At 70.7% G+C, this 12,985-nt stretch carries 11 protein-coding genes; 3 read left to right on the top strand and 8 right to left on the bottom strand.

The window, feature by feature from the left end; all coding sequences use genetic code 11:
- The first annotated feature begins 222 nt into the window (after positions 1–222).
- The 3 genes from ACE3Q8_RS21470 to ACE3Q8_RS21460 are packed head-to-tail and all read left to right on the top strand — an operon-like array spanning position 223 to position 3,023.
- Positions 223–1,245, top strand: a complete 1,023-nt coding sequence (locus tag ACE3Q8_RS21470; RefSeq protein WP_374472726.1) for an SDR family oxidoreductase — start codon at positions 223–225, stop codon at positions 1,243–1,245.
- 42 nt (positions 1,246–1,287) lie between these two features.
- The gene (fliI, locus tag ACE3Q8_RS21465) at positions 1,288–2,622 is read left to right on the top strand and encodes a flagellar protein export ATPase FliI (RefSeq protein WP_374472724.1); all 1,335 of its coding nucleotides are present in this window, start codon (positions 1,288–1,290) and stop codon (positions 2,620–2,622) included.
- Positions 2,619–3,023, top strand: a complete 405-nt coding sequence (locus tag ACE3Q8_RS21460; protein ID WP_374472722.1) for a flagellar export protein FliJ — start codon at positions 2,619–2,621, stop codon at positions 3,021–3,023. Before fliI ends, ACE3Q8_RS21460 begins: the two co-directional genes overlap by 4 nt.
- Before the next feature lie 24 nt (positions 3,024–3,047).
- Here ACE3Q8_RS21460 and ACE3Q8_RS21455 read toward each other — a convergent pair whose 3' ends face one another.
- From ACE3Q8_RS21455 to ACE3Q8_RS21420, 8 genes are all read right to left on the bottom strand, one after another.
- On the bottom strand, positions 3,048–3,419 hold the full coding sequence (locus tag ACE3Q8_RS21455; RefSeq protein WP_374472721.1) for a DUF4282 domain-containing protein: 372 nt from the start codon (positions 3,417–3,419) through the stop codon (positions 3,048–3,050).
- Between the two features lie 115 nt (positions 3,420–3,534).
- A complete protein-coding gene (gene flhA / locus ACE3Q8_RS21450; RefSeq protein ID WP_374472719.1) occupies positions 3,535–5,628 on the bottom strand; it encodes a flagellar biosynthesis protein FlhA in 2,094 nt (697 codons plus the stop codon).
- A gap of 58 nt (positions 5,629–5,686) precedes the next feature.
- Positions 5,687–7,054, bottom strand: a complete 1,368-nt coding sequence (locus ACE3Q8_RS21445; RefSeq protein ID WP_374472717.1) for a sigma-54 interaction domain-containing protein — start codon at positions 7,052–7,054, stop codon at positions 5,687–5,689.
- A gap of 31 nt (positions 7,055–7,085) precedes the next feature.
- Positions 7,086–7,421: a flagellar motor switch protein FliN gene (gene fliN, locus ACE3Q8_RS21440; RefSeq protein ID WP_374472715.1), complete on the bottom strand. Its 336-nt coding sequence runs from the start codon at positions 7,419–7,421 to the stop codon at positions 7,086–7,088.
- A gap of 15 nt (positions 7,422–7,436) precedes the next feature.
- Positions 7,437–8,075, bottom strand: coding sequence for a flagellar assembly protein FliH (locus tag ACE3Q8_RS21435; RefSeq protein WP_374472713.1), 639 nt, complete (start codon positions 8,073–8,075; stop codon positions 7,437–7,439).
- Positions 8,075–9,097 carry a flagellar motor switch protein FliG gene (gene fliG, locus ACE3Q8_RS21430; protein ID WP_374472711.1) on the bottom strand — a complete coding sequence of 341 codons (1,023 nt, stop codon included), beginning with the start codon at positions 9,095–9,097 and terminating at the stop codon, positions 8,075–8,077. The genes ACE3Q8_RS21435 and fliG overlap by 1 nt, the downstream gene beginning before the upstream one ends.
- Positions 9,097–10,728 carry a flagellar basal-body MS-ring/collar protein FliF gene (gene fliF / locus ACE3Q8_RS21425; RefSeq protein WP_374472709.1) on the bottom strand — a complete coding sequence of 544 codons (1,632 nt, stop codon included), beginning with the start codon at positions 10,726–10,728 and terminating at the stop codon, positions 9,097–9,099. The genes fliG and fliF overlap by 1 nt, the downstream gene beginning before the upstream one ends.
- A 223-nt stretch (positions 10,729–10,951) precedes the next feature.
- The coding region (locus tag ACE3Q8_RS21420; RefSeq protein ID WP_374472707.1) for a serine hydrolase domain-containing protein at positions 10,952–12,985 on the bottom strand (2,034 nt) is incomplete at its 5' end.

The following is a 12,985-nucleotide window of genomic DNA, read 5'->3' as shown; positions in this document are numbered from 1 at the left end:
GAGGTGCGGCGGGAGCAGACCCTCCGCGCGAGGGTGGGCGACGGCGTTCCGCGCCAGGACGCCTCGAGGCCGTTCACCAGCTTCAGCCGCACCCGCACACCGGGCGGATCGTCGCGCCCCGGCCGGGAACGTCTCTCAGTTGAGATAAAGAACGGGCGGCGGCTGGAACGATGGTCGTCTGCCGCCGGTTAGCGCGGCGTTCCCCCGCCTCCGGAGCGCGCCATGCGTCTCAAGCTCAAGCCCCTTGCCGAACAGGTCGTCGTCATCACCGGGGCGAGTTCCGGCATCGGGCTGGCCACCGCCAGGGCGGCGAGCGCGCGCGGCGCCTCAGTGGTCTTAGTGGCTCGCAACGAGGAAGTCCTGCAGCAGGTCCGGCGCGAGATCGAGGCGGCCGGGGGCCGCGCCGACGCCGTCGCGGCCGACGTCGGCGATCCGGACCAGGTGGAGGCGGTGGTCGCCGCTGCGGAGGTCCGTTTCGGCGGCTTCGACACCTGGGTGAACGACGCCGGGGTGGGGATCTATGGTGAACTCGAGAAGGTGGCCTTCGCCGACCACGAGCGGCTGTTCCGGACCAACTACTTCGGCGTGGTCAACGGGACCCTGGCGGCCGTCCGCCACCTCCGGGCTCGCGGCGAACCGGGCGCGGTGATCAATGTGGGCTCGGTGCTGTCGGACGTGGGCTCGCCGATGCTGGGGGCCTATGCGGCGTCGAAGCACGCGGTGAAGGGCTTCACCGAGAGCCTGCGGATGGAACTGATCCGCGAGAAGGCGCCGGTCTCGCTGAGCCTGATCAAGCCGTCCAGCATCTCCACGCCCTTCCCTGAGCACATGAAGAACCTGACGGACGCCACCCCGCAGGTGCCGCCGGTGCGCTATGCGCCGGAGGTCGTGGCCGACGCCATCCTGCACGCCGCGACCCACCCGGTGCGGCAGATGACGGTGGGCTTCGGCTCGCGCCCCATGGTGCTGACCACCGCGGCGGCCCCGCCGATCGCCGACCGGCTGTTCGCCCGGCTGATCCCGCCGCTCTCGCGCCGGCGGGGACGGGACTGGCCGGACGACGGCCTCCGCTCGCCCACCTACGATGGCCACACCGAGACCCCGGCCTACCGCGGCCGGCGGTTCTCCCTCTACACCGAGGTCCAGAAGCACCCGATGCTGGCGCTCGGCGCCGGCCTGGCGCTGGCGGGTGCGGCCATGTGGCTCCCCCTTCGGGGGAGGCGGCAAATCTTCACCACCTCTTAACAGCGAAGCACGGACTCTCGCCCCTCAAGTCGAGGGCGTTTCGTGCAGAGCCTTGTAGCCGCGGTCGAGCGGCTGGATCCCCTTACCGTCTCCGGCCGCGTTGCGGCGGTGAACGGCCTGCTGATCGAGGCGCGCGGCGGGCTCTCGCGCCTGGCGGTGGGCGCGCGGGCCGAGATCCAGCGCCACGGCGAGGCGCCGCTGGCCGCCGAGGTGGTGGGCTTCCGCGAGACCCGGGCGCTGCTGATGCCGTTCGGCCCGGTGGAGGGCGTCGCCCCCGGCGCGGAGATCCGCATCGAGCCGCAGGGCGGGGCCGTCCGTCCGACACGGGCCTGGCTCGGCCGCATCGTCGACGCGTTCGGCGAGGCGATCGACGGCCACGGGCCGCTGCCGCAGGGCATGGCGGCCTATCCGCTGAAGGCGCCGCCCCCGCCAGCCCACGCCCGGGCCCGGGTGGGCGAGCGGCTGGACCTGGGCGTCCGCTCGATGAACGTCTTCACCACCTGCTGCCGCGGCCAGCGGCTCGGCGTTTTCGCCGGCTCCGGCGTCGGCAAGTCGGTGCTGCTCTCCATGCTGGCCAAGAACGCCGACTGCGACGCGGTGGTGGTGGGGCTGATCGGCGAGCGGGGCCGCGAGGTTCGCGAGTTCATCGAGGAGACCCTGGGCGAGGAGGGGCTGCGCCGCGCGGTGGTCGTGGTCGCCACCTCCGACGAGCCGGCCCTCAAGCGCCGGCAGGCGGCCTACATGACCCTGGCCATCGCCGAGTTCTTCCGGGACCAGGGGATGGAGGTCCTCTGCCTGATGGACTCCGTCACCCGCTTCGCCATGGCCCAGCGCGAGATCGGCCTGGCCGCCGGCGAGCCGCCGACGACCAAGGGCTACACGCCCACCTGCTTCACCGAGCTGCCGAAGCTGCTGGAGCGCGCGGGCCCGGGCCCGATCCGGCCGGACGGCACCGAGGCTGGTCCGATCACCGGCCTTTTCACGGTGCTGGTGGACGGCGACGACCACAACGAACCGATCGCCGACGCCGTGCGCGGTATCCTGGACGGCCACATCGTGATGGAGCGGGCGATCGCCGAGCGCGGCCGCTTCCCGGCGATCAATGTGCTGAAGTCGATCAGCCGGACCATGCCGGGCTGCCAGCACCCGCACGAGCGCGAGATCGTCACCGCCGCGCGCCGGTCGCTGTCGGCCTATTCGAACATGGAGGAGCTGATCCGCATCGGTGCCTACCGCCAGGGGGCCGACCCCGACGTCGACCGCGCGATCCAGCTCAACCCGTCGCTGGAAGCCTTCCTGTCCCAGTCGCCCGATGAGGCGACGAGCCTGGAGTCGTCGTTCGCGGCGCTCTCGCAGATCCTGAATGAGGCGGCATGAGCAGTTGGGCGAAATCCCTGATCAAGCTCTCGGGCTTCGAGGTCGAGACCCTGCAGAAGCGCCTGGCCGAGATCGGCGACCGCAAGCGCCAGCAGGAGATGCGCCTGGGCATGCTCGACGCCCAGGGCTACGCCGAGATGGCGCAGGCCGACGCCTCGTCCAGCGGCGACCTGATGCGGTTCCTGGCGGCGCTCGAGACCCGCAAGGCGCAGGTGCGCGCCCAGATCGAGATCATCACCGCCGAGGAGGCGGGCGCCCGCGACGCGCTCGCCCAGGCGTTTGAAGAGCAGAAGAAGTACGAGCACATCGCCGAGCAGATGCGACTGGCGGAGGTCAAGAAGACCGCCAAGCTCGAGGCCGCGGCCATGGACGAGCTCGGCCTGCGGAAAGCGGCGGGCTAGTCGCGCTCCGCCGCCGCCGGGCGCCTAAGGCCGGGGCTGGCCGACGCGGGCGCGTTCGGCCTCGACGTCCTGGCGCAGCACGCTCAGGTCCTCGCTGATCTTGAAGATCGCCACGTAGAACTCGCAGAACGAGCGCCACAGCAGCGCCAGCGCGCCGATCACCAGCAGGCCGCCGACCAGCACGGGAATGGCCAGCAGGACGCCGAAGATGCTGTTCTCGCGGATCGCCACGCCGACCGCCGCGCCGATGGAGCCGAAGGCGCCCAGGGCGATTACGCCCAGCCCCGCCCAATAGATCAGGTGGATGACCTGGTTGGTCATCAGCTTCTCGAAGGTCAGCAGGTCCCAAAGGACGGCGGAACCCTGGCCACGAGGTCTGTTGAGAGGTCGCCGCATCCTGATCCCAAGACTCACCGGAGCTTCGTCGCGCTCCTCGCTTGCCGAACCGCTACCAGCCGCAGGCTCCGGTCGCAACGTCGTAGCGTCAGCCCCGGGCGCGACGCTTGGTCCGTCAGATGGTGCCGACGGTCTTCAGCCGGGCGCGCGGATGGATCTCGTTCTGGCTCATCACCGGGGTCTGGCCGCGGAAGCGCTCGATGATCGAGCGGACATAGGGGCGGATGGTCGGGCTGGTGAGCAGGACCGGGCTCTCGCCGGACAGCGCCGCGCGCTCGAAGGTGTCGCGCACGCCGCGGATGAAGTCCTGCAGGCGCGACGGCGGCAGTGCGAGCTGCTTCTCCTCGCCCTGGCCCACCAGGGCGTCGGCGAAGGCGTACTCCCACTCCGGCGAGAGCGTGATGATCGGCAGGGCGCCGTCGTCGCCGCGGTAGGCGAAGCAGATCTGGCGGGCGAGCCTGGAGCGGACCTGCTCCACCAGGTTGGTGACCGACGCGGTGTGCGGCGCGGCCTCGCCGATGCCTTCCAGGATCGCCGGCAGGTCACGGATCGAGATGCGCTCGCGCAGCAGGGCCTGCAGCACGCGCTGCACCGTGGTCGCGGTGACCACCGAGGGGATCAGGTCGTCGGCCAGCTTCTTCTGCTCGGCCGGCAGCTCTTTGATCAGCTTCTGGACCTCGGCGTAGGAGAGCAGGTCCGGCATGTTCTCCTTGAGGATCTCGGTCAGGTGCGTGGTCAGCACCGTGGCCGGGTCCACGATGGTGTAGCCGCGGAAGGTCGCCTCCTCGCGCAGGCTCTCGTCGATCCAGGTGGCCGGGAGGCCGAAGGCCGGCTCGCGCATGTGCTCGCCGGGCAGCTCCACCTGTCCCCCCCGCGGGTCCATGGCCATGAGCTGGCCGAGCCGCACCTCGCCGGAGCCGGCCTCCATCTCCTTGATGCGGATGCAGTAGCCCTGGGAGGGCAGGCGCATGTTGTCGAGGATCCGCACGCTCGGCATCACGAAGCCGAAGTCGGCGGCGAGCGTCCGGCGCAGCGCCTTGATCTGATCCGTGAGCCGGCGGCCCTCCAGGTCGTTGATCAGGCCCAGCAGCCCGTAGCCGAGCTCGATCTTGATCTCGTCGATGGCCAGCGTCTGGCCGATCGGCTCCTCCTGCTCCTCGGTCTCGGTGGGCGCGATCTCCACGGGCGGCGGCGCGGCCGCCTTCTGGGAGCGTCGCCAGGCCAGCATGCCGGTGCCGATGGAGATCAGGGCGAAGGGGATGATCGGCATGCCGGGGATCAGGGCGATGACGCCGGAGCAGGCGGCGACCATGCCGAGGCTGATCGGGTTCATGGCCAACTGCGCCACCAGGGCCTTGTCGGCGGAGCCTTCGACGCCGGATTTCGACACCAGGAAGCCGGCGGCGATGGAGATGATCAGCGCCGGGATCTGCGAGACCAGGCCGTCGCCGATGGTCATGATGGTGTAGGTCGAGAAGGCCTCGCCGATCGGCACCTTGTGTTGCACGACGCCGATGAGGATGCCGCCGATGATGTTGATCGCGACGATCACCAGGCCGGCGATGGCGTCGCCCTTCACGAACTTCGAGGCGCCGTCCATGGCCCCGAAGAAGGTGCTCTCCTGCTCCAGCTCCTTGCGGCGCTTGCGGGCCTCGGCCTCGTCGATCAGGCCCGCCGACAGGTCGGCGTCGATCGCCATCTGCTTGCCGGGCATGGAGTCCAGGGTGAAGCGGGCGGCCACTTCGGCGATCCGGCCCGAACCCTTGGTGATGACGACGAAGTTCACCAGCACCAGGATGGCGAAGACGATCACCCCGATGACGAAGTTGCCCGCCATCATCAGGTTGCCGAAGCCCTGGATGATCTGGCCGGCTCCGTGCGACCCCTCGTGCCCGTGGCCGAGGATCAGGCGCGTGGAGGCGATGTTCAGTCCGAGCCGGTAGAGGGTCGTCACCAGCAGCACGGCCGGGAACGAGGTGAAGTCCAGCGGGCGCTTCATCAGCAGCGCCGTCATCAGGATCAGCACCGAGCTGGCGATGGAGATCGCCAGGAAAAGGTCCAGCAGGAAGGCCGGGACCGGCAGGATCAGGATGACCACGATGGCCGCGATGCCGAGCGCCAGCCCGACCTCGCCTCGCGCCACCCAGCCCCACACCTCGCGGGGCGTGAGCCGTGGCGTCGCCAGTCCTGTGGTTCCCGTGTCCGCCATGTTCAGCGCCGCTCAGCCCCCTGGAAGCGGAGCCTTGGTCTCCTGTGCCGCGATTCCGTCAGGCCGCGCTCGCGCCCATCTGCGGCGCCGGCACCGGCACCCCGGCCTCGGTGTACTCCTTCAGCTTGTTGCGCAGCGTCCGGATCGAGATGCCGAGGATGTTGGCCGCATGGGTCCGGTTGCCGAGGCAGTGCTCCAGGGTGTCGAGGATGAGCCGCTGCTCCATCTCGGCGACCGTCTGGCCCACGAAGCCGCGGGTGGCGGTCTCGGCGGCGAAGGATGCGGCCTGGGCGGTCCGCACGTGCGGATCGGCGGCGGCCAGGGGCTGGCCGTCGGGCAGGCGGATGGCGCCTTCCTCGATCTCCGGGCCGGTGGAGAGCAGCACCGCGCGGTGCATGGCGTTCTCCAGCTCGCGCACGTTGCCGGGCCAGCGGTGCAGGGTGAGCCGGCGGCGGGCCTCGGCCGACAACGGGCGCTCCGGCACGCCATTGGCGGCGGCGTACTTCTTGATGAAGTGCTCGGCCAGGGCGATCACGTCGGCCGGGCGGTCCCGCAGGGACGGGATCTTCAGGTTCACGACGTTCAGGCGGTAGAGCAGGTCCTCGCGGAACGTGCCTTCCTTCACCGCCTGGGCGAGGTCGCGGTTCGAGGTGGCGAGGATCCGGATGTCCACCTTCACGGGCTTGGCGCCGCCCACCCGGTCGATCTCGCGCTCCTGGATGGCGCGCAGCAGCTTGGCCTGCAGGCGGGCGTCCATCTCGGAGATTTCGTCCAGCAGCAGGGTGCCGCCGTTGGCTTCCTCGAACTTGCCGATGCGGCGGGCGACGGCGCCGGTGAAGGCGCCCTTCTCGTGGCCGAACAGCTCGCTCTCCAGCAGGTTCTCCGGGATGGCCGCGCAGTTCACCGAGATGAACGGCTTCGCGGCCCGGCGGGACTTCTGGTGGACGTAGCGGGCGATGACCTCCTTACCGACGCCGCTCTCCCCCGTGATCAGGATCGAGGCGTCGGAGCCGGCCACCTGGTCGGCCAGCGCGATGACCTGGTGCATGGCCGGATCGGTGACCACCATCGGGCGGTTGTCGTCCGACACGGCGGCGAGGACGGCGGCGATCAGCTCGGCGTCCGGCGGCAGGGGGATGAACTCCTTGGCGCCGGCCTTGATGGCGGCGGCGGCGCCCACGGCGTCGGCCCCGATGCCGCAGGCCACCACCGGCACCCGGATCCGCTCGGCCTCGTTGGCCGAGATCAGGGAGGCGATGTCGAGCTCGTAGTCGACCATCAGCAGGTCGGCGCCCTGCCCGGCCCGAAGCGCGTGGGTCGCCTGGGTGATGGTCTCCACATGGCTAACCTTGGCGCCCGCGCTCATCGCCATCTTCACGGCGGTGGAGAGCTGTCCGTTCAGTCTGCCGACGACCAGAAGCCGCATGGTTGGTCTCCTTCAGTCAGACGCTTCGGCCTCAGGCCGCCGCGTCGCCGTCCTTGATGATTTCGGTCATGGTCACGCCCAGGCGCTCGTCGACGATGACGACCTCGCCCCGCGCCACCAGGCGGTTGTTCACATAGATGTCGATGGCCTCGCCGACCTTGCGGTCGAGCTCGAGCACCGAGCCCTGGGCCAGCTCCAGGAGCTGGGCCACCGACAGGCTGGCCCGGCCGAGCACGGCGGAAATGTTCACCGGCACGTCGAAGACCGGCGCCAGGTCGGTGGCGGTCTTCTCCTCGCCGCCAAGGGTCTCGGGCAGCGGCCCCTCGCCGGGGGCGAATTCGTCGAGTCTCAGGTCGTTCTCGGACATGGGTTCGCGTCAGGCTCAGGTTCCAGGGATCAGGGGCTCGGCGTGCAGGCCCTCGGCGGCGAGGGCCGCTTCGAGCGCCTCGCTCACCCGCTGGGCCGCGGCCTGCGGGTCGAAGGCCGCCGCGCCGTCCCCGAAATCGAGGGTGAAGGCGTAGGGCGGGATGGAGGTGTCGGTGCGGATGGTCAGGGCGCCGGCGAAGCCGGTGGCGGCGACGGCGTGGCCCACCTTCTCCTGCATGTATTCCGCCATGGCCGGGGCCACCGATATGACCAGCCGGGGCGCGGATTCGATCTCGCGGGCGAGGCTCTCCAGGGCGGCCTGCAGCGGCGCCTCGGGGAAGCGAGCGAGGGCGGCGTCGGCGATAGCCCGGCCGCAGGCGAGCGCGAGCTGGGCGGAGCCCACCCGGTGCTCGTGGGCCACCTGGGCCAGCGTCGGCAGGGCCTGGCGGCACGCCGCGGCGACCTCGGCCATGGCGCGCGCCTGGGCGGCGTTGACGCTCTGCAGGCCGGCTCGCTCGCCCTGGGCATAGGCCTCGGCGCGGATCTGCTCGACCTCCTCCGGGGTGAAGGCGGTCTTCGGCCGCGGCGCCTGGTAGGCCACGCCGCCGCCGGCGTCGAACTCGGTGTCGAAGTCGAATTTGCGGAGGCCGGACATCAGTACACCAGCTCGTCTTCGCCGCCGGAGCCGGCCAGCATGATCTCGCCCTTGGCGGCCAGGTCCTTGGCGACCTGGACCATGGCCATCTGGGCCTGGTCGACGTCGCGCAGGCGCACGGGGCCCATGGTCTCCATGTCCTCGCGCATGATCTTCGCCGCGCGCTCGGACATGTTGGAGAAGAACATCTCGCGCAGGGTGTCCGAGGCGCCCTTGAGCGCGAGGCCGAGCTGGTCCTTGTCCACCGCCCGCAGCAGGGTCTGGACGCCGCCCGGGTCGAGCTTGCCGAGATCCTCGAAGACGAACATCAGCGCGCGGATGCGCTCGGCCGACTCGCGGTTGCGCTCCTCCAGGGCGGTGATGAAGCGCGCCTCGGTCTGGCGGTCGAAGGCGTTGAAGATGTCGGCCATCATCTCGTGGCTGTCGCGCTTCGAGGTGCGGGCCAGGTTCGACATGAACTCGGTGCGCAGCGTCTGCTCGATCTTGTCGAGGATCTCCCGCTGGACCGGCTCCATGCGCAGCATCCGCTGCACGCACTCGAGCGCGAAGTCCTCGGGGAGGGCGGCGAGCACCCGTGCGGCGTGGTCCGACTTGATCTTCGACAGCACCACCGCGACGGTCTGCGGGTATTCGTTCTTCAGGTAGTTGGCGAGGACGACCTCGTTCACGTTGCCGAGCTTGTCCCACATGGTCCGACCCGCGGGGCCGCGGATCTCCTCCATGAGGGCGTCGACCTTGTCGGGCGGCATGATCGAGGCGAGCAACTTCTGCGTCTGCTCGAAGGAGCCCATCAGGGCCCCGGTGCCGGCCACGCCGGAGACGAACTCCACCAGCAGGTCCTCGACCGCCGAGGAGGCGACGGTGCCCAGGCCGGCCATGGCCTGGGAGATCTCCTTGATCTCGTCCTCGTCGAGCTGCTTCCAGACCTCGGCGTGCTCCTCGCCGAGCGCGAGGAGGACCACGGCCGCCTTCTCGGGGCCGCTAAGCTTGGACGCGCTTTCGACGGTCTTGCCCTTGAGCATCACGCGCTCTCGTGCAGCCAGCTACGGAGGATCGAGACCGACTCCTCCGGATGCTTCTCGACGAACTCGGAGACGCGCTTGATCGAGCTGGCCTTCACCTGGCCCTCGATGCGGGCGATGTCGATCTTCTGGTCGAGCTGGCCGGGGGCGGGGAGCTGCAGGGCGCCGAAGCCGTCGGAGCCGATCTGCATCGGCTGGCCGTCGGCGGTGGTGGCGACCTGGGTCACCTGGGGGCCGGTCAGGGCGGGCAGGCCGCCGCCGCCGCCCACCGCGCCCTTCAGCAGCGGCCGGACGATGAAGAACATCATCAGCAGGGCGACCAGCACCAGGACGCCGAGTTCGGCGCCGCGCATAATGTCGTTCTTGTCGAAGCCCATCAGCGGGTTGGCCGCCTCGACGCCCGAGGGATTGTCCTCGCTCGGGAAGCGCACGTTGACGACGCTCACCTGATCGCCGCGGTCCTGGTTGAAGCCGACGGCGGTGCGGACGAGCTGCTCGATGCGCTGCATCTCCTCGGCGCTGCGCGGCGTGTAGGCGCCAGGGCGGCCGCCCTGGCCCGGCGCGTTGACGCCGTCGACCGCCACGGCCACCGACAGCCGCTTCACCTGGCCGGGCTCCTGCACCTCGGTGCGGACCGTCTTGGAGATCTCGTAGTTGGTCGTGGATTCCTGACGGCCGCTGGCAGAGGAGTTCATGCCCGCGCCGGCCCCCGGGCCGCCCGGGATGTTGGCCGCGGCGGACACCTCGCCGTTGGTCTCGGGCTCGTTCTCGCGGGCGTTCTCGTCGGTGGTGCTTTCCGAGCGGATGACCTGGCCGTCCGGGTCGAAGGTCTCCTGCTGGACCGTGACCCGGGCGAGCTCCAGGTCGGCCGTGACGTTCACCCGCGCCTTGCCGGGGCCGACGATGCCCTCGACGAGCTGCTTCACCTGCTTGGCGATGCGCTGCTCCACCTCGGTCTTGCGGCCATCGGCCTCGGCGGCCATGCCGGTCTCGCCGCCGGACAGAGTCTTCGCGTGCTGGTCGACCACGGTGACGCGGTCGGGCTTCAGGTTCGGCACCGCGCCGGAGACCAGGTTCTGGATAGCCCGGACCTGCTCGGCGCTGGGCTCGCGGCCGCCGATGGTGATGTTCACCGACGCCGACGGCTGCTCGGCCTCGTCGTCGAAGAGCTGGCGCTTGGGAAGGACGAGGTGGACGCGGGCCGAGCTGACGCCGTCCAGGCCGCGGATGGTGCGGGCGAGCTCGCCTTCCAGGGCCCGCTGGCGATTGAGCTGCTGGACGAAGTCCGTCTGGCCGAGGGCGTTGCTCTCGTCGAAGATCTCGTAGCCCACGGAGCCGGCGGTCGGCAGGCCCTTCGACGACAGCATCAGGCGGGTGGAGGCCACCTCGTCGCGCGGCACGAGGATGGTCGAGCCGTCGCCCTTCACCTCGTACTTCACGCCGGCCTGGTCGAGGGCGCCGGTGATGGAGCCGGCTTCCTTGAGGTCGAGGTTGGAGTAGAGCAGGGCCTTGGGCTCACCCAGGTTCATGGTCACGGCGACGAGCACCGCGGCCACGCCGGCCCCGATCCCGAGGATCGCCGCGAGGCGGCCGATCCCGAAACGCTGAAGCGCCGCCATGAACTGGTTCAAGCGCGTCGTTCCCCCAACCCGAAACACTGAGGCGCGCGCAAATCAGCCCCGCCCGCCGCTAGGCAAGAATTACCGGCCGCTTGGTAAACGGGGCTTTAAGATCGCCCTTTCAGACCCTCCGTCCCCGGACCTGCGACGGAATGTCCAAGTCTATGGTTTCCCGAAGGAAAACGCCCGCCCCGGGGTCCGGAGCGGGCGCTTCGCAAGCTAAGCTGTTAACGGTTCAGCCGCTCCAGGGGCTGAGCGCGCCCCACAGGCCCAGGACCAGGGCGAAGGCCGAGTAGACGAGGACCGTGACGGTGAAGAACACCTTCCGCATCGGCGTCCAGGAATCCACCCGTCGGCCGCCGCGCCAGACCGCGGGCAGGGCCACCAGCGTCGCCACCGTGAGCGCGGCGGCGACCAGGGCGCACGCCGAGGCGGTGATCATCAGGGCGCCCGGCCAGCGGTAGATGATCTGCGAGATGTCCGTCGTCTTGGTCGCCCAGACGCCGAGCAGCGCCATGGAGATCAGCCACAGGCCGGCCTGGATGTTCTGGAGCAGGGCCGCGCGGCTCTGGACCGCGTTCTCTCGGAACTCCCGGCGGTTGCGCAGGAAGATGCCCACCAGCGTCGCCACCGCCGCCACGGCGGTGAGGCCGGCCAGCAGGGCGAGCACGCCGGGCTGGCGCCAGAAGGCGGCGCGCTCGAAGCGGACGGCGCCGAAGCTCGGCAGGTAGGCCACGGCCCGGCCGTCGCGCATGACGAAGGCCAGCCGCTGGTCGCCGTCGGTGGCGATGAAGCGGCCCTCCGAGAGCGGCCCCTCGGGGACCCAGGTGCGGACGCCGCTGTCGCTGGCGGTGGTCAGCCGGCCCTCCGGCGTGACGCCGACCTTCACGCCGGAGATCAGCGAGCCGACGAAGCCCTCCAGTCCACCGTAGGCGCGCCGGGTGCCGAGATAGTAGCCGGTGAAGGCTCCGGCGTCGCGGGCGAGCGCGGGCGAGCCGGGCCGCGGGAAGGTGTGCGGCGCGCCATAGAACTCGCGCACCAGCCGGTCCGGGAAGCGGCCGGCGAGCTGGGCGCCGGTCTCGGTGTTGGTGGAGATGAAGATCCCGAGGTTCAGCGCCGGGACGGTCACCATGTTGGAGTGGAAGAAGATGGTGTCGCCGCCATGGCCGAAGCCGCGGTAGCCGCCCGGCAGGTCATAGATCATGAACCCGTGGGCCCAGCCGTTGATCCCCGGCGGGGTGGGGCGCAGCGGGGTGCGGAACGCGCGGGCGGCGCGCGGGCCGTAGATGCTGACGCCGTTGAGCTGGCCACCGTTCAGCAGGGTGATCATGTACCGGGCCATGTCGCCGGCCGTGGACGACACCGATCCGGCGGGCGCGATCTGGCCGACGTACTCGAAGCCCCGCCGCTGGAAGCGGCCATCGACCCAGCGATATCCGTCCGAGACGTCGGCGGCGAGCGCGGCCGGCATCGGCTCGGGCAGGCCGCGCTTCAGCGGCCGCGGCTCGCGGAACGTGGTCCGGCTCATGCCGAGCGGGGTGAAGATCTCCTCCTCCACCAGCCGCTCGAAGGGCTTGCCGGTGACGTAGGAGACCGCCTGGCCGGCCAGGCCGACACCGTAGTTGGAGTAGCTGGAGACCACGCCGGGGGCGAACACGCGCCGGGGCCGCTCCTGCCGCAGGTAGAGCTCGAGCGGCCGGACACGGTCGGCGTCGTTCTCGAACAGGTGGCCGAGCGCGCGGTCCTCGAAGCCCGGGGAATGGTCCATCAGGTTCCAGACCGCCACGTCGCGCTGGTAGCCCTGGTCGCGGACCCGCACCTTCTCGGGCAGGTAGAGGTTGACCGGCGCGTCGAGACGCACCCGCCCGGCCTCCACCTCCTTCATCAGCGCAATCCACGTGAAGGTCTTCGAGATCGAGCCGATGCGGAACAGGGTCCGGTCCGGATCCACCGCCCGGCGCGGCGTCAGGTCCGCGAAGCCGTAGCCCTTCTTCAGCAGGACCTGGCCGTTCTGGACGACGCTGACGGTGACGCCGGCGACGTGTTCGCGGGCCATGGCGTCCTTGACCATGCCATCCACAAAGGCCTCGAGCTCGGCGGGGGGCAGGGGCTGCCCGGCCGAGAGCCGGGCGCCCGCGACGTTCACCGGCTGTCCGCCGACCACCGGCACGGCGCCCGCGACCGCGGGCCCGCTGGCGGCCGCCGCGGTCGCGGGGGCGGCTGTGGCGGCGGCGGCGGGCGCTGCGGCGCGCGCGGCCGGGCGGCTCGC

The organism is Phenylobacterium sp., from assembly GCF_041913825.1.
Taxonomy (GTDB): domain Bacteria; phylum Pseudomonadota; class Alphaproteobacteria; order Caulobacterales; family Caulobacteraceae; genus Phenylobacterium.
This window is presented reverse-complemented; position numbering and strand designations above follow the sequence as displayed.